We start from the raw sequence: 19604 nt of genomic DNA, 5'->3' as shown, positions 1-19604 counted from the left end.
AGTATATGGAAAAAAGTATGAAAAAACGGCCAGTAATTGGAATTACAGGAAATGAAAGACCCTTCCCGGATGATCCAGACGCGAATATGAGTTATGCGGCGACTGGTTTTGTCGAAGCGGTCAAAGAGGCAGGAGGGATTCCTTTGATTTTGCCAATTGGAGATGCGGCCTTGGCCAAAGACTACCTATCGATGATCGATAAGCTCATCATCACCGGCGGACAAAATGTCTTGCCCAAGTTTTACGGAGAAGAAATCACCATCGATAGTGATGACTATCTCTTGAAACGCGATCTCTTTGAGTTGGCCTTGATTGAAGAAGCGCGTGCGGCTAAAAAAGCTATCTTTACCGTCTGCCGTGGGACCCAGCTCTATAATGTCGCTCTAGGGGGAACTCTGCATCAAGACATTGAACACCACTGGCAGGACAATCCAGGTCAGTACACCAGCCAAGAGTTGGTGACCAAGGATCAGACGATCCTGCAAGAGATCTATGGTAAGACCAGTCGCATCAATTCTTTCCATCATCAAAGTATTAAAGACTTGGCAGATGGTTTAGAAGTGATCGCGCGGGATCCTAAAGATGACATCATAGAAGCCGTTCAATCCACAGATGAGAGTCGTTTCCTCGGCGTTCAGTGGCATCCGGAATTGCGTTTTGACAAGAGCCTAGCAGATCGCAAGCTCTTTGAATATGTCGTGACTCAATTGTAAAGAGGACCAGTTTCCTTAGGAATTTTTCCTAAGGGGCTTTTTCTTTAATCTGCGTAAGAAAGACTGTAAATTGTGACTAGGTTTTGGAGGAGGATGCGCTACAATAGAGCTAGTAGAATGAGGAGGATTAGGACATGTATCAATTTCCAAAGGATTTTTTATGGGGGAGTTCGACCTCGGGCCCTCAAACAGAAGGGCGTCTAGCCCAGGATGGAAAGGGAGACAATCTCTGGGATTACTGGTATAGGATCGAGCCCAACCGCTTTTATCAAGGGCAAGGACCAGAGAAAACATCGACTTTTTATGAACACTGGGAAGAAGATCTGGACCTCTTGTTAGAAACCGGCCACACTGCCTTTCGAACCTCTATCCAGTGGTCACGTATTTTCCCAGAAGGACGAGGGGAAATCAATCAAGCAGGTGTTGAGTTCTACCGCCGTGTCTTTGAAAAGATTAAAGAAAAAGGGATTCACCTCTTGGTCAACCTCTATCATTTTGATTTACCGATGGCTCTTCAAGAGCAAGGGGATGGTTGGGAAAATAAAGAAACCGCCTATGCTTACCAGGAATATGCGCGTTTTTGTTTCAAGACCTATGGAGATCTGGTCGATCAGTGGATCACCTTTAATGAACCTATTGTCCCTGTAGAATTTGGTTATTTTTATGATGCCCATTTTCCTCATAAGGTAGACGCAGCAGCAGCTGTAAAAGTAGCCTACCACACCCAGTTAGCAAGCTCTCTAGCAGTGAAGGCCTGTCATGAGGTGAATCCTAATTACCGTATCGGGATTGTGCTCAATTTGACACCAGCCTATCCTCGGAGCCAGCATCCAGAAGATGTGAAAGCTGCGCGTATTGCCGAGCTCTTTCAAGCCAAATCTTTTTTAGATCCATCTGTTCTTGGTCATTATCCTGAAGAATTAGTGGAGATCCTACGGGAGCGTGATCTCTTACCGGATTATGATCCCTTTGAATTGCGCTTGATCGAGGAAAATACGGTGGATTACCTAGGGGTTAACTATTACCAGCCACTCCGTGTAGCAGCTCCTCGTTATGCTCCAAATCCAGCATCTCCCTTACTCTTTGAACAATTTTATGAACCCTATGTCATGCCAGGACGCAAGATCAATCCCCACCGAGGTTGGGAAATCTATGAGCAAGGTTTGTATGACATTGCCCAAAATATCAAGGAAAACTATGGCAATATCGAGTGGATCCTGACCGAAAACGGGATGGGAGTTGAAGGAGAGGAAAAATTTCGCAAGGATGGAGTGATCCAAGACGATTACCGGATTGACTTTGTCAAAGACCATCTTCGCGAGCTCCACCGGGCTATTCAAGATGGTGCCAACTGTAAAGGCTATCTGATCTGGACCTTTATTGACTGCTGGTCATGGCTCAATGGCTACAAGAACCGCTATGGTTTAGTTGAGTTGGAGCTCGAAAGTCAAAAACGAACCCTCAAAAAATCTGGTCATTGGTTCCGTAAGTTGAGTCAGCGGAATGGATTTGAAGAGTAGAAAAAGCAACCTATCAACCAAGATGTTGATAGGTTTTTCTTAACCCTCCCTTAACTAGACCAATTTTCTTGAATTTCCTAGTTGACAAACTGGAAGAAGCATTGTATACTGACTCCGCTGGTTGCTTTTTGGTCAAATTAGACTAGACCAATTTTAAAGTAACTGAGAAATCGACCATGGGTCGTTTGACTAAGTAAAGGGGAAAGTATAGCAAGGCTATATCGTAAAAACTATGTGCGGAATCGTTGGTGTTGTAGGAAATACAAATGCTACTGATATTTTGATTCAAGGACTTGAAAAACTCGAATACCGAGGCTATGACTCTGCGGGTGTTTTTCTGGCTAGTGAAGGCAAGAGCCAATTGGTAAAGGCAGTTGGCCGTATTGCAGAATTGTCATCTAAGGCAGAAGGTGTCGAAGGGACAGCTGGGATTGGACATACCCGTTGGGCCACTCATGGAAAACCAACTGAGGACAATGCTCACCCACACCGCTCTGAAACAGGTCGCTTTGTTTTGGTCCACAACGGGGTCATTGAAAACTATCTTGAAATCAAGGAAGAATACCTAGCAGGTCACCATTTCAAGGGGCAAACAGATACAGAAATCGCAGCCCACTTGATCGGAAAATTTGCTGAAGAAGATGGCTTATCTACGCTCGAAGCCTTCAAAAAAGCCCTCCACATCATCCGTGGGGCCTATGCTTTTGCTTTGATGGATGCGGAAGATCCAAGCACGATCTATGTGGCAAAAAATAAATCACCACTCTTGATCGGTCTTGGCGATGGTTACAATATGGTCTGCTCTGATGCCATGGCCATGATTCGTGAAACCAACCAATACATGGAAATCCATGACCAAGAGTTGGTCATTGTCAAGGCTGACAGCGTTGAAGTGCAAGACTATGATGGCAACGTCAAAGAACGGGCTAGCTACACGGCTGAACTCGACCTTTCTGATATTGGAAAAGGGACTTACCCATACTACATGCTCAAGGAAATCGATGAGCAACCAACTGTCATGCGTAAGTTGATCCAAGCCTATACAGATGAATCTGGTCAAGTAGTAGTAGACCCAGCTATTATCAAGGCTGTTCAAGAAGCAGACCGCATCTATATCCTTGCGGCTGGGACCTCTTACCATGCTGGATTTGCGTCTAAAAAAATGTTGGAAGAGTTGACGGATACCCCAGTAGAACTCGGTATTTCATCTGAGTGGGGGTATGGTATGCCACTTCTCAGCAAGAAACCACTCTTCATCTTTATCAGCCAATCTGGTGAAACAGCTGATAGTCGTCAGGTATTGGTCAAAGCCAATGAAATGGGCATTCCAAGCTTGACAGTAACCAATGTTCCAGGATCAACTCTTTCACGTGAAGCAGACATGACTATGTTGCTCCATGCGGGTCCTGAAATTGCGGTCGCTTCCACCAAGGCTTATACGGCTCAAATCGCAGCCCTTGCCTTTCTTGCCAAAGCTGTTGGAGAAGCCAATGACAATGAAAAGGCCAAAGCCTTTGATTTGGTGCACGAATTGTCTATCGTTGCCCAATCGATCGAATCAACTCTTTCAGAAAAAGAAGTGATCGATGAAAAAGTCCGTGGCTTGTTGGAAACAACCCGCAATGCTTTCTATATCGGACGTGGCCAAGATTACTATGTTGCCATGGAAGCCAGTCTGAAACTAAAAGAAATTTCTTACATCCAATGTGAAGGTTTCGCAGCGGGTGAGTTGAAACACGGTACCATTGCTTTGATCGAAGACGGTACACCGGTCATTGCTCTCTTGTCTGATCCAGTCCTAGCCAGCCATACACGTGGAAATATCCAAGAAGTGGCAGCACGTGGGGCTCATGTTTTAACCATTGCAGAAGAAAATGTCGCTAAAGAGACAGATGATTTGGTCTTGACAGCGGTTCACCCTTACCTCTCTCCAATCTCAATGGTGGTGCCAACTCAATTGATTGCCTACTTTGCAACCCTTCATCGTGGACTTGATATCGACAAACCACGAAACCTTGCTAAGTCTGTAACAGTTGAATAAAATTATTTATATAGAAAAAAACATCCTCGTTAGGTTTTTCCTAGCGAGGATGTTTGCTTTATTTATCAAAACCTTGCAAGGCTTTGAGGCGTTCTTCTGTTTGTCCCTTGGCATCTAGTTTTTTACCTTGGTAAACAGCAGATTCCCATGATCCATACATTGGATTTGGGAAGATGATGAATTTTTCACCAAATTCTTTTTGCAATTCGTCCAATTTCTTGTCGCGATCAGCTTCAGAGGTCTTAGAGAAGTCTGCAAAGTCGACCAGGTTGTCCCCGAAGAGCAAGACAAGATTGGTCTTTGCTTGCACAGCTTGGCGACGGCCTTCTTTTGATTTGACGCCATCTTCTAAGAACATGAGGTGGTCACGTCCTTGAACAGGAATGCCTTCTTTTTCAAGGTTCTTAATGGTATCATCTACTTGAGAGGTTGTACGGTCAGAAATGTAGTAGATTTGAACCCCGTTTTGATCCGCATATTGAAGGAAATCTTTGGCACCTGGCACCGCTTTTGCGGCTGCTTTTTTCACCCAAACATCCCAATCTTTAGGATTGAAGGCCGTACCATCTTTGACGTTTTGAACTTGGTAAGGGCTGTTGTCTAAAACAGTTTCGTCCAAATCCAAGACGATGGAATAAGGCTTATCAGAAGGAGTTTGGAGGATCTCTTTCAAACGGTCAGTAGCGACATTGTAGCCTTGTAAATACAAAGCCTTGGTTTCTGCTGCCTTTTGGTACCAGAGGACAGACATGGTATTTTCTTGTGAGCGCTGTTGATCATAGGTCATCGTCACCTGATTTTTAGTGCTGCTTGCTTTTGTCTCTTGCGTTTTAGTGGTGTTGCTTCCACAACTCGTCAGTAAAATGACAGAAGCAAGAGCAGAAACGATGGTAAAGGTGGTTTTTGTTGTTTTCATAAACCGTACACTCCTTAAAATTATTCTACAAAAATTATACTCCTTTCAATCTTGCATGACAAGAAAGAGGAGAAGGGGATCCAGGGAATGGTAAAATGAATAGGAAGAAAGAAATGTTGATATGAAGGGCTTTTTCACCTAAATAGATGCCATTTTTCAGCTTAAAAGAAGGGGTATAGTTTTATGCTATAACCGGATCAAGAAAAGATCAAAGCGGTCCTTTTCTTCTAAAATGAAAGAATAGAGAAAGATACCCGCAAGTCCCTATTTTCAAGGACTTGAGTTTTTTTAATACCTTTCTTAATAAAGAAATTTTAAGGCCTTGATAGGGAAAATATATTAGTCAGCTACTTTTCGAGGTGATATCATGGTTACAAATTCCAGAAGGAAAGCAGTCAATCTTTCTTTTGGAGAAAAGATGAGGAGGATGTACAGTATGAGTAAAAAAGAATTGGTTCTTCGTGCCATTCGAGGCGAAGCAGTAGAGCGAATCCCTGTAGGATTTTGGCTCCATTATGTGACACAAGAAGAAAAAGAATTGGGGCTAGACAATCCAGCCGTACTTGAAAAGAGTATCAAAGGACACCAACACTATGTTGAAGAAATATCACCTGATTTTGTCAAGATTATGAGCGATGGCTTCTTCCGCTATCCGAGTGCTCTTTATTCGAGAGAGATCACATCGATCCAAGAATTAAAGGACATTCATCCGATTGGAGAGCATCATCCTTGGATTGAAAAACAGATTGAAGTGGTCAAGGAGATTCGTTCCCATTTCCATGAAGAGATTGCTTCTTTCTACAATATCTTCTCGCCCATTTCTTATTTGAAACGTTGGTTCCGTACGGATCAATCCCGTGGAGACCAAGTGATTGCAGACTTTATCAAGGAAGAGCCAGAAACTTTAGCTCATGTCCTTGATGTCATCGCAGGTGATATCGCCATTCTTAGTCGCCGCTTGATCCAAGAAGCAGGAGTGGAAGGGATTTACTTCTCAACCCAGCAGGTCCAAGATGAGCGTGTGACAGAGGAAGAATACCGCAAGATCATTGAGCCAAGCAACATCGCTGTCCTAGAAGCAGCCAATGAAGCGGGGGGCATCAATATCCTTCATATTTGCGGCTTTGAAGGAGCCAGCAATGAAGTGGACCTCTTCAAGGATTATCCAGCTCAAGTCATTAACTGGGCGACCCATCATGAAGGCCTGAGCCTAGCAGCAGGTCGCAAGCTCTTTGGGGATCGTGCTGTCCTAGGTGGCTTTGTCAATGGCAAGAAAGGCTTGCTCTACCAAGGGGAACGAGCAGCTATCGAGCAAGAAACCCGTCGCTTGGTCGCAGAAGCGGGAAGTCGTGGTTTGATCCTTGGGGCAGACTGTACCGTGCCAGATGATTTCCAATTGGAACGCTTAGATTGGGTACGTCAAGCAGCTGTATTGTAAGAAGAAAGGAGAGGGAGATGAAAAAGATTCATGTGTGGTGTATGGGGCTGGTAGCTTTATTCTTAGTCCTAGGACTCGCAAAAGCTACTGCAGCAAGCAGTCATGGGATTGTACGGAAAGATCCGGACATCGAAAAATTGGAGAAAATTCCAGCCCATAGTCTCTCTCTCCTTCGCCCATCTGATATAGCAGGAATTTTACTTCTTGAAGATCAGTGATAAAAAAAGATGAAGAGCTTGATAAAAAATATATATTAGTCAAAGCATAATTGAAGTGATAAGATAACAAACAAGAAAAGATGGAACGAGGTAAGAACATGTCAGCAAAAAGAGAATTAGTGTTAAAAGCTTTTAAAGGAGAAGCAGTTGATCGTGTGCCAGTTGGATTTTGGCACCATTTCACGACAGAAGAAGAGTGGCTAAAAGGATTTTCAAATCCTGAAATTATTGAAAAAAACCTGAAGGGTCATCAAAACTTCCTTCACAAGGTCCAACCAGACTTTGTTAAACTTATGAGCGATGGTTACTTTGCTTATCCAAATCCAGCCATTCACAAAGGCCTTGAAAACATCTCTGACTTAGCAGGAATTGAACCTCTCGGAGCCGATCATCCATGGATCACAGAGCAGGTAGAGCTTGTGAAAAAAATCCGTGCCGGTTTTGAAGAGGACATTGTAGCCATCTACAATATCTTTGCTCCAGTAACTTACTTTAAATGGTTGGTCGGAGAAGTTTCAGGAGGAGATGACTTGATCGCAAACTTCATCGATCAAGATGCTGCAACCCTTAAAAAAGTATTGGATACGATTGGTCAAGATATTGCAAGTTTGAGCCAACGCATCATTAAAGAAGCAGGAGCAGACGGGATCTACCTCAGTGTTCAAAGTATCCAAGATGCGCGCGTGAGCCAAGAAGTTTATAAAAATAGTATTGCACCGAGTGAACTCCATGTCTTAGAAGCAGCCAATGAAGCAGGTGGGGTAAATATCCTTCATATCTGTGGCTACGAAGGGGCTCGCAATGATATCCATCTCTTCACAGACTACCCAGCTCAAGTCATTAACTGGGCAGTTGGACCAGAAGGAATCAGCCTAGCAGAAGGACGCGAAATCTTCGGTGGACGTACGGTTCTTGGTGGCTTTGAAAATGGCAAAAATGGTCTTCTCTATACAGGAGACAAGGCTGCGATTCAAGCAGAAACTAAACGCATCATCGCAGAAACTGGAACCACAGGCTTGGTCATCGGTGCGGATTGTACGATTCCAAGTGACATTGATGAAGAGCGAATCGAATGGGTTCGTGAAGCTGCAGCAGAATAAGAAAAAATAGAATCAGGGAGAACAGAGTATGAGTAAAAAAACATGGATTATCGGTGGGGTGGCCGTTCTTGCCATTGCAGGTGCAACCATTCTTGGACGGAGCTTGAACCATGCAAACGACAGCAAAGGCTCAACGGGATCGAACAAGGTAACAACCTTGAAAGTAGCCCACACGCAAAACTATGTACCGTACGATTTCGTCGATGAAAAAGGAGAATCAGATGGTTATGAAGTAGCTGTGCTCAAAGCTATTGACGAAAAATTACCAGACTACAAGTTTGAGTACACTGGAACAAGTGACGATGACCTTTTGATCGGTCTAGAATCTGGTAAGTATGATATCGGAACCAAAGGAGCTTGGTATACCGAAGAACGCGCCAAGAAATTTATCATTCCAAAAGAACCAATCGGAGCAAGTATCATCGGATTTACCGTACGAAAAGAAGATGCGGATAAATACAAGAACATTGATGACTTTGCGAAAGAAAAAGGGAAATTAGTTCCAATTTCACCACAAAATGCGCAATGGAATGTTATTAAAGAATACAATGAAAAGCATAAGGACCAACAAATCGAATTAACAGCTGCCGAATCGTTCAAAGTCGCAGATGCTTATGCTTGGGTACTTGAAGGTCGTTACGATGCCTTCTTTGACATCAAACTTTCCTTTGAAAAAGCTGTCACAGATAAAGATGGTTCTTACCACCAATACGCAGACAAACTCAGCTGGTTTGCCTACAAAGGAATTCCAACTTATCCATTGATCCATAAGGATAAGAAAAACGAAAAATTTGCGGAAGAATACAGCAAGGCCATCAAAGAATTGGAAAAAGATGGAACGCTTGCGAAATTGTCGAAAAAATATTTCGGTGAAGATGTCTTCAGTTATGTAGATAAAGAGAAATAAGATGGAACTGGGTGCGCATAGCCCCAGCTTCCTTATTTCTATACGGATACAGAAAGGAAAAGAAACATGGTCTCATACGACATTTCCAAGGTCTGGTCATTTCTTCCAACCTTGGTCCAAGCTCTACCAGCGACCTTAGCTTTGATGGTGTTAACGACGCTTCTTGGTTCTGCATTTGGCTTGGTTTTGACTTGGGCACAAGTATCAGAAGAGAAGGTAGGAGCAGGTCTGGCAAAAGGCTATGTCTTTACCTTGCGTTGTACCCCTCCGATTGTCTTGCTCTTTTTGGTCTTTTATGGACTACCCCAATTTTTGAACTGGTGGTTGGGCATTGATATTGACCACTGGTCCAAGTTTGTCTTTGTCCTTGTGGCCATGTTTCTTCTCTTTGCGGCGATGATCTCTGAGGTCTTCAAGGCAGCCTATTTGGCCATTCCCAAAGGCCAGATGGAAGCGGGCTTGAGTATCGGATTGACACCAGCTCAGACCATTTGGCGGATTGTCCTTCCCCAAGCCTTTCGTGTGGCTCTTCCAAATATGACGACGGCCATCTTGAACCTCATGCGCGATGCCGCTTTGGCTTATACCATTGGCTTTATCGATATCATGGGAGCAGGAAACAACTTGATCAGTCGCAACCTTGGGAATGATTCCCTCGAGACTTATACAGCCGTAGCAGTGATCTACTGGGGAATTGCTCTTGTGATCTCCTTCTCCGCTCAATTGCTTGAAAAACGACTCAGCGTAACAGAAAGGTAGCTTATGGATTTCAATTTTATTAGTAAAACATTTCTAGCCACCTTGGGTGGTGTTCCAGTGACCCTTCTGATCATGGTCGTATCGATTCTCTTGAGTTTTTTTCCAGCCCTCTTTTTGGCGCTCGGTCAGATCTATAAGGTCAAAGGGGTTCGCAGTTTCTCAGTGGTTTACTTAGCCTTTATTCGCGCGACGCCTCCGATTCTCTTGATTCTCTTCTTTTATAGTCTCTTTCCTAGCCTCTTGAATAGCTTTTTTAAGAGCATAGGCAGTCACTTTAATGTCTTTGAGATCAATCCCATTTACTATGCCTTTATCATCTTTAGCTTGATGACAACGGGGAGTCTTGCAGAAATTCTCCGGTCAGCTATTCTGACTGTGGATAAGGGCCAGCTAGAAGCAGCGCAAGCCATTGGTTTGACCAACCGCCAAGCTTATATCCGAATTGTTTTTCCTCAAGCCTTGCGTTCAGCCCTTCCTAATTTGTGTAACCTGGTCATCAACTTGGTCAAAGGAACTTCCCTTGTCTTTGTCATGACGATCAAGGATATCACCGCCATTGCCAAGGTCGAAGCCTCTTATGGTTATCAATATTTTGAATCCTATCTCGTGATTTTTATTCTTTATATTATCATTTGTGGGGTGATTCAGTGGGGATTCAACCTCTTGGAAAAACGCCTGACACTCGCATAGAAGAAGGAGAAATAAGAAGATGTTAGAAGTAGAACACGTATCGAAAAAATTTAAGGACCACCAAGTCCTGGTAGATGTTAATCTCAAGGTCAACCAAGGGGATGTCGTCGTTATTTTGGGTCCATCTGGATCAGGAAAAACAACCTTCCTTCGCTGCCTCAATCACTTAGAAAAGGCAGATACAGGCCACCTAACCCTAGGTGGAAAAGCATATGACCTCTCAAAACTCAGCAAAAAGGAAATTTTAGAAATTCGTCAAAAGACAGCCTTTGTTTTTCAGCATTACAATCTATTTGCCAACAAAACAGCACTTGAAAATATCTTAGAAGGCCTGGTTGTAGCTCGTAAGATTCCAAAAGAAGAAGCTATCCAACGGGCAGAATCAGCCCTTGAAAAAGTTGGTCTCCTCGCTTACAAGGATTACTATCCTTCTCAATTGTCAGGTGGTCAGCAGCAACGGATCGGAATCGCGCGTGCCATCGCGGTCAAACCAGACGTGATCTTGCTGGACGAGCCGACTTCAGCGCTAGACCCAGAGTTGGTCGGTGATGTCTTAGATGTCATGAAGCAATTGGCCCAAGAAGGAGTGACCATGGTTGTCGTAACCCATGAGATGGGCTTTGCGCGTGATGTGGCTAACCACGTTATCTTTATGGATGGCGGACACATCATCGAAGAAAACGAACCTCATGAATTCTTCAACAGTCCAAAAGAAGAACGAACCAAACAATTCCTTTCACGGATTTTATCCGATGCCACTTATAGCGTCGAATATATGATTTAACAGGAGACACACCCAGTAAGGGTGTGTTTTTTAGGATCTGGAAAAAATTTTTAAAAATTGGGTCATTTTTTAGAAATCATTACGAATAATATAAGTGAGAGGGAAATATGACTGATAAAAAACAAAGATTAATGCTACTATTTTTACTGACTTTATTTCTAGGAGGTTGCAGTCTTTTTACGGATAAAGCTGCTGAGAGAAGGGAAATGATTCAGATTGCAGAAAGCACGAAAATGGAGCGAGCGATAAAACACTTGTTAATCAGTATCGATCCTAAAGCTTTCACTTCAGAAGGAGTCATTCACTCCTATACCCTGATAAAAGGTGAATTGGAATACAATCCAATGGGAGGCATGAATGTCTCTCTCGTTATCAATGGCGATAAAAAGTTAACGATCGATACGACTGTTCAAATGGAAGATTCAGGACAGTTCGAAGCAGGTAGTTACGGTATTTCAGCAAAATTAAGTGATCTGTTAAGTAAAGCAGAAAAGACTGGGAAATAAACTCATTCAGGTAAATACCCCTAATATAGGAAAATAGAAACATTTCTGAATCAAAGTTGGTATGTTACATCAATAGCTAGTGCTTGTAATGATTTAGCAACATTTTTTAACAAAAGTAACATTTCAGACGTTGATGGAATTTTGTATAATAAATTTTAAGAAAACTAGAGAAAGAAATGGGAAGAAATGAAAAAAAGTAAATTAATTGTGTTGATAATGGTAGTATTTAGCTTGAGCATAGGAGGCTGTAGCTTTTTTAATGGACAATCTGCCAAAAAACAAGAAATGATTCAAATTGCAGAGAGTAAGAAAGCAAAAGATGTGATTGAAAATTTATTAAGGCAAGAAGATCCAAACGCATTTACAGATAAAGGAGTTATAAAAAGTTACAAGATAAATGAAAATTCATTGAAGTATAATCCAATGGGAGGATTAATAATAAAAGTTATAATCAATGATGATAATAACCTAACAATTACAACAACTTTAACAGAGGAATCAGATGGCAAATTTGAACAAAATGGTTATGTCATCTCAGGAGAATTATCAGATGAATTAAGGGGTAAATAATGGCTTTTGATAAATCATTTTCAGATGAAATAAAGAAAGAAATTGCGTATAAAGAGTATGAGATAGAAAGCTATAATCAAGATGTACGATTGAAAACTGGAGAATACATTGGCAATGTCGCTCACATCTATGATAATGTAAATGACAATGAGGAGCAGGTCTTCGTTCTTACTAACAATGGCCAACAAGGCGAAAAACAAAAAGCAGTCCCCTATACTGCTTCAGATGATGCGCGTGCCCAGATCCATGACGTGACAGTTTTGATGAAGGGATCTGAAACTGAAACAAGTACACAAGAATTACTCCATGATACATTTACGGATTGGGTAAAGACAGATTTGCCTGCTGCTTCTAACATTCTTGGTCCCAATGGAGCGGCGAACTATGCGACAGATTATGCGAAAAGATTCACCAGAGATAAGATTAAGGAGAATTTGAAAAAAAGGGATGAAACTGCCGATTCTAATATTTCGGAGCTTATTAGTTATCCGTTTAGTTTACTCGATAAAAATGTTGGAAATAATGTAAAAAGCTTTGTCAAGAGTATTAGAAGTAATCCAATAACAAATGCTTATCGTGAGGCGAAAGCAAATCTATATGGTATGGGAACGGATATTCTAATTGATAGTCAAGCAAAGTTTCCATTATTTATTGGGGCTACCATTTTAAAAGAGTACAACAAAGATAGAGGTACTTTCCCGCCTCCGCAATTTAAAGATGCTGCAGCTCATTTGAAAGAGGTGATCCGAAAATACCCCAATGCCAAGATCGATCTATACGGTCACTCTCTGGGGTCTATGAATATTCAGTATGCGCTTGCCTGCTTGACGGAAGAAGAAGCGTCTCATATTGGGACTGTCCATCTATACAATGGTCCTAATGCCTATTCCATCTTAACACCCGAGCAAAAAGCGCGTATAGATTCGCTGAAGTACAAAATCTACAATCACATTGACCATAAAGATTTGGTTAGCTTGGGTTATCAGGATTCTGGAAGCAAGGAATCTAGTGGGATTGTTAAGCACCTCAAAACGAAGAATCTGAAAGATATAGGCCGACAGCATATGATGCATGGTTATATCTATGATAAGAATGGAAATTTAGTTCTTGAAAAGGGAACGGAAGCCATCACTCGGAAGGAAATCATTGAAGAGCGGATGAAGGTTTACTATCGCCTAAAGGATAAATTGCAAAAAACAGGTGGTGGACTGAGCTCAAGTGAACGGATTTATCTTGATGCTTTGCAGGCACGCTTGGCTTCTGATGAGCTGATTCGAGTAGTGGATGAAGGGCTGGAGCAAGCTCAGAAATCTAAGGCACAACTGGATACAGATTTAGAAGCTTTAGAGAAAGTATTACAGACCGTTCCGAAAGGCTTCATTCTCAATCTTGCGGAAGTAGAAGAGGCCTATGCACAGGCTGGTGCAACAAGGCAAACAGTTGTCACTGAAGTAAGAGAAAGATTCGACAACCGTTTGGCTGCATATCAGTCCTTATCAAATGAATTTCATGCTTTAAACGAGCAAGTGAATGCAGGAATTGAGCTCTTAAAAGCAAAAGACCAAAAAATAGCAGGAGAAATGAACCAGTGGGAACAACTAGCTTATTAATTTCATCTACTCTTTCGAAAAAGGAAAAGAAACTAGATCACTTGGAAAGAGAGTTTCACAAAGCGCGCTTGAAGCTAGATGAAAAGCGTTGCCTAGTGGAAAGAAAACAGCAGCTCTTTACCCAGATGCTGGAAGAAGAGTATCTGATGGCAGCTTCCTTCTTACAAGAGCAGGAGGTTGATGTCAGTTGTGGATGGGAGTCCCTCCATCGCTGTATCGAAGAGTATGATCTCGAAGCTAGAGAAGCTGCACATGTAGTCTTAAAACAGATCGAAATCGAGGAAGAGAATTTATGGCAATCCTACCGGAAAGATAGATACCAACTGGAAGAGGAGTTTGCACAAGATAAAGTTTCATAGTATAGAAGAGGAGGAAGTATGGGTGATAGTCCAGTCAAAGATTTCTTTGATTTAGATATGAAAGATAAGATGAGGATCATCGAAAGCCGAAAGAAACTTGAAAAAGATTTAATCCGTGTTGTCTATGCGCCCGTTTTATTGACCTGCAAGGCAGGAGTTGAGAAACGTTACAATGATGGCTTGACTGGGATTACAACAGTAGCCGAAGAAGACGTCCAGGTCGTTGGAAAGCAACTGGATCAGTCCATGGTGGGTCAATTTGCTAAAAATGTACAGATATCTATTCAAGAAAAAGCTGGGAAATTTAAATCTATCTAGCCAAGAACATCCATTTAAATATGGAATCTGGAGTGACGTCCAGATTTTTTTAATAAATTTAAAAAATTATGTAAAAAAGTGTTGACAAAGAAATTGGTCTGCGTTATAATAATTTATGTAAACAAAAAGAGGTTGAAAAACCTACTGGTTTACAAGATCAATAGTGGAAAGGAGATGGTGATATGCTATTTCCAGAATTAAGACAACTAATTGATAAAAGGAAAAATAGAAACTGTTAGCCTGTAGGGCTATTATTAAATAAATGAATTAAAATTATGTAAACAATCAAACGGCAGCCAATTGGTCTGCTAATTTTCAAGAATGAATTAAAATTATGTAAATTAGAGGTATACAATATGAATAACAACTTTAACAATATGGATGATCTTTTCAATCAACTAATGGGAAACATGGGTGGTTTTCGTTCTGAAAGCCGTCGCTACATGATCAACGGTCGTGAAGTGACACCTGAAGAATTCGCTATTTACCGCCAAACTGGTCAACTGCCAAATGAAGGAAGCGAGCAAGTGCAACACCATCAAGGTAAAGGAATGAAACAAGATGGGATCCTTGCAAAACTTGGTCGTAACTTGACCGAAGAAGCTCGTGAAGGAAAATTGGATCCGGTCATCGGACGTAATAAAGAAATTCAAGAAACTGCTGAAATCTTGTCTCGTCGTACCAAGAACAACCCTGTCCTTGTAGGGGATGCCGGTGTTGGTAAAACTGCAGTTGTAGAAGGTTTGGCACAAGCTATTGTGAACGGGGATGTTCCAGCTGCTATCAAAAACAAAGAAATCATCTCGATTGATATTTCTGGTCTAGAAGCTGGTACGCAATACCGTGGTAGCTTTGAAGAAAATATTCAAAATCTGATCCAAGAAGTCAAGGCTATGGGAAATGTCATTCTCTTCTTTGATGAAATCCATCAAATCCTTGGTGCAGGCAGCACAGGTGATGGTCAAGGATCTAAAGGTCTTGCGGATATCATCAAACCTGCTCTTTCACGTGGGGAATTGACAGTCATTGGGGCAACTACTCAAGATGAATACCGTAACACCATCTTGAAGAATGCGGCTCTTGCTCGTCGTTTCAACGAAGTGAAAGTCAATGCTCCATCAGCCGAAGATACTTTCAAGATCCTCCAAGGGATCCGTGATCTTTATGAAAAACACCACAATGTCATCTTGCCAGATGAAGTTTTGAAAGCAGCGGTTGATTATTCGATCCAATACATTCCACAACGTAGCTTGCCTGATAAGGCCATTGACTTGGTCGATGTGACAGCTGCCCACTTGGCAGCCCAACATCCTGTAACAGATGTCCATGCTGTGGAACATGAAATTGAAGAAGAAAAAACCAAACAAGAAGAAGCTGCGGCTAAAGAAGATTACGAAGCAGCTTTGAAAGCAAAAGTTCGTATCGAAGAACTTGAAAAGAAAATTGAAAACCATACGGAAGACCATAAAGTAACAGCAACAATCAACGATGTGGCTGAATCAGTAGAACGGATGACGGGTATTCCAGTATCACAAATGGGTGCAACTGATATCGAACGTTTGAAAGATATGGGTCACCGTTTGCAAACTAAGGTTATCGGTCAAGATAAAGCCGTTGAAGCAGTAGCACGTGCTATCCGTCGGAACCGTGCAGGATTTGACGAAGGGAACCGTCCAATCGGTAGCTTCCTCTTTGTAGGTCCTACTGGTGTCGGTAAAACTGAGTTGGCTAAACAATTGGCACTTGATATGTTCGGAACCAAAGATGCGATCATCCGTTTGGACATGTCAGAATACAGCGACCGCACAGCCGTTTCTAAATTGATTGGTACAACAGCTGGTTATGTTGGTTACGATGATAACAGCAATACCTTGACAGAACGTGTTCGCCGTAACCCATACTCAATCGTCCTTCTCGACGAAATTGAAAAGGCAGATCCTCAAGTGATCACCCTTCTCCTTCAAGTCTTGGATGATGGTCGTTTGACAGATGGTCAAGGGAACACGGTCAACTTCAAGAACACTGTGATTATCGCCACTTCAAACGCTGGCTTTGGTTACGAAGCCAACTTGACAGAAGCTGCGGATAAACCAGAACTCATGGATCGTTTGAAACCTTACTTCCGTCCAGAATTCTTGAACCGTTTCAACGCTGTTATTGAATTCTCACACTTGAGCAAGGAAGACCTTTCTAAGATTGTTGATTTGATGTTGGTAGATGTCAATAAGACCCTTTCTAAGAAAGAAATCGACTTGGCAGTGAGCGATGCAGCCAAAGAATATATGACTGAAGAAGGTTATGATGAAGTGATGGGTGTTCGTCCACTCCGTCGGGTAGTTGAACAACAAATCCGTGACAAAGTGACAGACTTCCACTTGGATAACTTGGATGCTAAACATCTTGAAGCTGACATGGAAGATGGTGTGCTTGTGATCAGAGAAAAAGACACAAAGAAGGAAGAAAACACTGATAAACAAGCAGATTAAGGCGAATTAGTTTGTGAAAAATAGAGACTGCTATCATATAGCGGTCTTTATTTTTTCTTCCCACCTGGGGGAAATTATTCGCCGTATAAAGCGAAAAAGACCCTATTTGGGCCAAAAAAACATCAATAATTAGTGAAATTAACCCAATTTGAGCAAATTTATTAATAAATAAAGAAAATAAGTATATAATCTATACAAGAATAAAATTTGAGGAATGGAAGTAAGATGAGCAATACAATTGATATCTACTCAACTCCCGAATACAGAAAAGTAGAAGCCGTTGTTCAACTGATGGTTGATGGTCGCTTGACGAGCTATCGTGTCGCAACTGAAACAAACATCAGCAAAATGAGCTTGGCGACTTTGACTAAGGGAACGAGTAAAATCAAAAATATTACCTATCAAACGGCTTTGGCCTTGATTGATTGGTATGATGAGAATCACGAAAAGTATGGCATTACGATTGATTAGTCAGTAGCCCACTTTTCGTGGTTTTTTCTTTTGCATCCAAATCTGAGACTGGAGTCTGATTTTGCTTGAAGAGGATGGGAAAACTTGAAAAGACGGGCGAAATTTGATATAGTATAGCATATATGAAAATTAAAGGAGAAACATATGCAAGGCGGAAGTTTGCTAATTATGCTTATTCTGATGGTCGGTTTGATGTACTTCATGAGCCGTAGCCAAAAGAAACAGTACCAAAAACGGATGGAAAGTTTGAATAAACTTCAAAAAGGAAATGAAGTCATCACGATTGGTGGCTTGTACGGAACCATCGATGAAGTCGATACAGATCGCAAGACCGTTGTCTTGGATGTTGATGGTGTCTACCTGACCTTTGAATTGGGAGCGATCAAAACAGTTCTTCCTGTATCAGAAGGGATCTCAGCCACTGCTACAGAATCTGCTAGCTCAGATGTCGATTCAGCTATCGAAGAATAATCATCAAAGAAGAGGCAAGAGCCTCTTTTTTGGTGGGCAAATGGAATTGCGCGATGAAGGAAAGCCTTGCTCGTTCAAAATAGAGGCCACAGTCCCTATTTTATGGGGATTTATGGTATAATGAAGCGATAAATATTGAAATAGGTAGAAAAACATGTTTCGTTTTAAGAAGAAAGAAAAAATCGAGATCCCTTTAGAAGTCCCGAAACATATTGGCATTATTATGGATGGCAATGGTCGTTGGGCGAAAAAGCGGATGCAACCGCGCGTCTTTGGTCATAAGGCAGGGATGGAAGCTCTCCAAGAAGTGACGATTGCAGCAAAAAATATGGGAGTTCAGGTCTTGACGGTCTATGCCTTTTCGACGGAAAACTGGACACGCCCTGATGATGAAGTCAAGTTTATCATGCACTTGCCAGTTGAGTTTTATGATCGCTTTGTCCCTGAATTGCATCGCAATAATGTCAAGATTCAAATGATCGGTGACACTAAGAAATTACCCAAAGAAACATTAGAAGCTTTGGAAAGAGCAGAAGCGATGACCCACCTCAATACTGGCTTGATCCTGAATTTCGCACTCAATTATGGTGGACGTGCAGAGATTACTCAGGCTGTGAAGCAGATCGCTCATGAAGTCTTGGACGCGAAGTTCAGTCCAGAAGATATCACAGAAGAGGTGATCGCAGATTATCTCTATACCGAGAGTTTGCCACGTGTCCTAAGGGATCCGGATTTGATTATCCGTACCAGCGGAGAAATCCGTTTGAGTAATTTCCTTCCTTGGCAGGCCGCCTACAGTGAGTTGTATTTCACAGATGTGATGTGGCCAGATTTTGGAGAGGAAGCACTACGAAGTGCCATAGTAGAATATAGCCATCGCCATCGGAGATTTGGCGGTGTTTAGGAGAAGATGATGACGAAAGATTTACAAAAACGTGTGATTTTTGGAGGAATTGCCCTGCTCTTTTTCATTCCAACAGTAATGGTTGGAGGGGTGTTCTTCCAGATTGTGATTGGCTTGATCGCCATGCTAGGGGTTCATGAATTGCTTAAGATGAAGGGGCTTGAGACAGCGACCTTTGAAGGAGCGCTAGCCATGTTAGCGGCCTTCGTCCTGACTTTGCCGATCGAGGACTACCTTCCTTACCTTCCAGCAGACGGCAATATGATTGCCTATGGTCTGGTTGTCTTGATTCTCATGGGGACAACTGTTCTTGCTCAGAATTATAATTATGAAGATGTGGTCTACCCCATTGCGTCCAGCTTTTATGTTGGACTTGGCTTCCATTCCTTAGTAGATGCGCGAATCGCTGGTATTGATAAGGTTTTGTTAGCCCTCTTTATTGTCTGGGCTACAGATTCAGGTGCTTATCTGGTAGGAAGCCGGTTTGGGAAACGCAAGCTCATGCCTGCGGTTTCTCCTAATAAAACGATTGAAGGCAGTCTTGGGGGAATCTTGTCTGCAGTTGCGGTAACTGTGATCTATATGATCGTGGATCGCTCTGTGGCAGGTGGACATGGTTTTCTTGCTATGATCTTCTTTACCATCCTCTTTAGTATTGCAGGTCAGTTTGGAGATCTGGTAGAGAGTGCGATTAAACGCCACTTCGGTGTGAAAGATTCTGGGAAATTTATTCCAGGACATGGTGGTGTTCTAGACCGCTTTGATAGTTTGATTTTTGTCTTTCCCTTGATGCATTTCTTGGGCTTGTTCTAAGACAGAAGAG

Annotated in this window: 21 protein-coding genes; 20 read left to right on the top strand and 1 reads right to left on the bottom strand. The window is 42.1% G+C overall.

From position 1 onward, the window contains the following. Positions 1–17 precede the first annotated feature (17 nt). The 3 genes from H7T92_RS02940 to glmS all read left to right on the top strand — a co-directional run bounded on the left by H7T92_RS02940 (position 18) and on the right by glmS (position 4274). Entirely contained in the window at positions 18–713 is a 696-nt protein-coding gene (locus tag H7T92_RS02940; protein WP_061591283.1) for a gamma-glutamyl-gamma-aminobutyrate hydrolase family protein, read from the top strand. Between the two features lie 134 nt (positions 714–847). After that, positions 848–2233 (top strand): glycoside hydrolase family 1 protein, encoded by a 1386-nt coding sequence (locus tag H7T92_RS02935; protein ID WP_201036995.1) that lies wholly within the window; start codon positions 848–850, stop codon positions 2231–2233. A 232-nt stretch (positions 2234–2465) separates the two neighbouring features. Further along, positions 2466–4274 carry a glutamine--fructose-6-phosphate transaminase (isomerizing) gene (gene glmS, locus H7T92_RS02930; RefSeq protein ID WP_201036993.1) on the top strand — a complete coding sequence of 603 codons (1809 nt, stop codon included), beginning with the start codon at positions 2466–2468 and terminating at the stop codon, positions 4272–4274. A gap of 58 nt (positions 4275–4332) precedes the next feature. On the opposite strand, the gene H7T92_RS02925 is transcribed toward glmS, so the two are convergent. After that, a complete protein-coding gene (locus H7T92_RS02925) occupies positions 4333–5190 on the bottom strand; it encodes a 5'-nucleotidase, lipoprotein e(P4) family (RefSeq protein WP_201036991.1) in 858 nt (285 codons plus the stop codon). Positions 5191–5626: 436 nt separating this feature from the next. Here H7T92_RS02925 and H7T92_RS02920 point away from each other — a divergent pair, with 436 nt between their 5' ends. The 17 genes from H7T92_RS02920 (at position 5627) to H7T92_RS02840 (ending at position 19594) form a co-directional block, all read left to right on the top strand. Then, entirely contained in the window at positions 5627–6628 is a 1002-nt protein-coding gene (locus H7T92_RS02920; RefSeq protein ID WP_375788253.1) for a uroporphyrinogen decarboxylase family protein, read from the top strand. Positions 6629–6645: 17 nt separating this feature from the next. Further along, the gene (locus H7T92_RS02915; protein WP_201036988.1) at positions 6646–6846 is read left to right on the top strand and encodes a hypothetical protein; all 201 of its coding nucleotides are present in this window, start codon (positions 6646–6648) and stop codon (positions 6844–6846) included. A gap of 98 nt (positions 6847–6944) precedes the next feature. Next, positions 6945–7946, top strand: a complete 1002-nt coding sequence (locus H7T92_RS02910; protein ID WP_070505346.1) for a uroporphyrinogen decarboxylase family protein — start codon at positions 6945–6947, stop codon at positions 7944–7946. A 28-nt stretch (positions 7947–7974) separates the two neighbouring features. Continuing rightward, positions 7975–8853, top strand: coding sequence for a transporter substrate-binding domain-containing protein (locus tag H7T92_RS02905; protein WP_049474424.1), 879 nt, complete (start codon positions 7975–7977; stop codon positions 8851–8853). Positions 8854–8919: 66 nt separating this feature from the next. Then, positions 8920–9612 (top strand): amino acid ABC transporter permease, encoded by a 693-nt coding sequence (locus H7T92_RS02900; RefSeq protein WP_201036986.1) that lies wholly within the window; start codon positions 8920–8922, stop codon positions 9610–9612. Positions 9613–9615: 3 nt separating this feature from the next. Further along, positions 9616–10302, top strand: coding sequence for an amino acid ABC transporter permease (locus H7T92_RS02895; RefSeq protein WP_070505347.1), 687 nt, complete (start codon positions 9616–9618; stop codon positions 10300–10302). A gap of 19 nt (positions 10303–10321) precedes the next feature. Beyond that, complete coding sequence (locus H7T92_RS02890) at positions 10322–11086, top strand: amino acid ABC transporter ATP-binding protein (RefSeq protein WP_070448946.1); 765 nt, start codon at positions 10322–10324, stop codon at positions 11084–11086. Between the two features lie 107 nt (positions 11087–11193). Next, positions 11194–11592 carry a DUF1310 family protein gene (locus H7T92_RS02885; RefSeq protein WP_201036984.1) on the top strand — a complete coding sequence of 133 codons (399 nt, stop codon included), beginning with the start codon at positions 11194–11196 and terminating at the stop codon, positions 11590–11592. Positions 11593–11778: 186 nt separating this feature from the next. Then, entirely contained in the window at positions 11779–12162 is a 384-nt protein-coding gene (locus H7T92_RS02880; protein WP_201036982.1) for a DUF1310 family protein, read from the top strand. Then, positions 12162–13772, top strand: a complete 1611-nt coding sequence (locus tag H7T92_RS02875; protein WP_201036981.1) for a lipase family protein — start codon at positions 12162–12164, stop codon at positions 13770–13772. Before H7T92_RS02880 ends, H7T92_RS02875 begins: the two co-directional genes overlap by 1 nt. Then, positions 13751–14131, top strand: a complete 381-nt coding sequence (locus H7T92_RS02870; protein ID WP_201036979.1) for a type III secretion protein — start codon at positions 13751–13753, stop codon at positions 14129–14131. The genes H7T92_RS02875 and H7T92_RS02870 overlap by 22 nt, the downstream gene beginning before the upstream one ends. Before the next feature lie 18 nt (positions 14132–14149). Next, positions 14150–14449: a hypothetical protein gene (locus tag H7T92_RS02865; protein ID WP_201036977.1), complete on the top strand. Its 300-nt coding sequence runs from the start codon at positions 14150–14152 to the stop codon at positions 14447–14449. 356 nt (positions 14450–14805) lie between these two features. Beyond that, positions 14806–16935: an AAA family ATPase gene (locus H7T92_RS02860; protein WP_201036975.1), complete on the top strand. Its 2130-nt coding sequence runs from the start codon at positions 14806–14808 to the stop codon at positions 16933–16935. A 225-nt stretch (positions 16936–17160) separates the two neighbouring features. Further along, positions 17161–17406, top strand: a complete 246-nt coding sequence (locus H7T92_RS02855; protein WP_003009969.1) for a hypothetical protein — start codon at positions 17161–17163, stop codon at positions 17404–17406. A 144-nt stretch (positions 17407–17550) separates the two neighbouring features. Further along, positions 17551–17877, top strand: coding sequence for a preprotein translocase subunit YajC (yajC, locus tag H7T92_RS02850; RefSeq protein WP_201036974.1), 327 nt, complete (start codon positions 17551–17553; stop codon positions 17875–17877). Positions 17878–18031: 154 nt separating this feature from the next. Next, complete coding sequence (locus H7T92_RS02845) at positions 18032–18781, top strand: isoprenyl transferase (RefSeq protein WP_201036972.1); 750 nt, start codon at positions 18032–18034, stop codon at positions 18779–18781. Positions 18782–18790: 9 nt separating this feature from the next. Beyond that, positions 18791–19594, top strand: coding sequence for a phosphatidate cytidylyltransferase (locus H7T92_RS02840; protein ID WP_023919527.1), 804 nt, complete (start codon positions 18791–18793; stop codon positions 19592–19594). The last annotated feature ends 10 nt before the right edge of the window (positions 19595–19604 follow it).

This window comes from Streptococcus parasanguinis (assembly GCF_016648855.1).
GTDB classification, from domain to species: domain Bacteria; phylum Bacillota; class Bacilli; order Lactobacillales; family Streptococcaceae; genus Streptococcus; species Streptococcus parasanguinis_L.
Note: the sequence above shows the minus strand (reverse complement) of the source record. Positions and strands in the feature narration are given on the sequence as shown.

Coding starts and splice junctions, on each gene's coding strand:
- H7T92_RS02860 (WP_201036975.1), top strand. CDS start 14,806: ATGAATAACAACTTTAACAATATGGATGATCTTTTCAATCAACTAATG.
- H7T92_RS02900 (WP_201036986.1), top strand. CDS start 8,920: ATGGTCTCATACGACATTTCCAAGGTCTGGTCATTTCTTCCAACCTTG.
- H7T92_RS02840 (WP_023919527.1), top strand. CDS start 18,791: ATGACGAAAGATTTACAAAAACGTGTGATTTTTGGAGGAATTGCCCTG.
- H7T92_RS02845 (WP_201036972.1), top strand. CDS start 18,032: ATGTTTCGTTTTAAGAAGAAAGAAAAAATCGAGATCCCTTTAGAAGTC.
- H7T92_RS02940 (WP_061591283.1), top strand. CDS start 18: ATGAAAAAACGGCCAGTAATTGGAATTACAGGAAATGAAAGACCCTTC.
- H7T92_RS02885 (WP_201036984.1), top strand. CDS start 11,194: ATGACTGATAAAAAACAAAGATTAATGCTACTATTTTTACTGACTTTA.
- glmS (WP_201036993.1), top strand. CDS start 2,466: ATGTGCGGAATCGTTGGTGTTGTAGGAAATACAAATGCTACTGATATT.
- yajC (WP_201036974.1), top strand. CDS start 17,551: ATGCAAGGCGGAAGTTTGCTAATTATGCTTATTCTGATGGTCGGTTTG.
- H7T92_RS02855 (WP_003009969.1), top strand. CDS start 17,161: ATGAGCAATACAATTGATATCTACTCAACTCCCGAATACAGAAAAGTA.
- H7T92_RS02920 (WP_375788253.1), top strand. CDS start 5,627: ATGAGTAAAAAAGAATTGGTTCTTCGTGCCATTCGAGGCGAAGCAGTA.
- H7T92_RS02925 (WP_201036991.1), bottom strand. CDS start 5,190: ATGAAAACAACAAAAACCACCTTTACCATCGTTTCTGCTCTTGCTTCT.
- H7T92_RS02910 (WP_070505346.1), top strand. CDS start 6,945: ATGTCAGCAAAAAGAGAATTAGTGTTAAAAGCTTTTAAAGGAGAAGCA.
- H7T92_RS02890 (WP_070448946.1), top strand. CDS start 10,322: ATGTTAGAAGTAGAACACGTATCGAAAAAATTTAAGGACCACCAAGTC.
- H7T92_RS02880 (WP_201036982.1), top strand. CDS start 11,779: ATGAAAAAAAGTAAATTAATTGTGTTGATAATGGTAGTATTTAGCTTG.
- H7T92_RS02935 (WP_201036995.1), top strand. CDS start 848: ATGTATCAATTTCCAAAGGATTTTTTATGGGGGAGTTCGACCTCGGGC.
- H7T92_RS02875 (WP_201036981.1), top strand. CDS start 12,162: ATGGCTTTTGATAAATCATTTTCAGATGAAATAAAGAAAGAAATTGCG.
- H7T92_RS02865 (WP_201036977.1), top strand. CDS start 14,150: ATGGGTGATAGTCCAGTCAAAGATTTCTTTGATTTAGATATGAAAGAT.
- H7T92_RS02895 (WP_070505347.1), top strand. CDS start 9,616: ATGGATTTCAATTTTATTAGTAAAACATTTCTAGCCACCTTGGGTGGT.
- H7T92_RS02915 (WP_201036988.1), top strand. CDS start 6,646: ATGAAAAAGATTCATGTGTGGTGTATGGGGCTGGTAGCTTTATTCTTA.
- H7T92_RS02905 (WP_049474424.1), top strand. CDS start 7,975: ATGAGTAAAAAAACATGGATTATCGGTGGGGTGGCCGTTCTTGCCATT.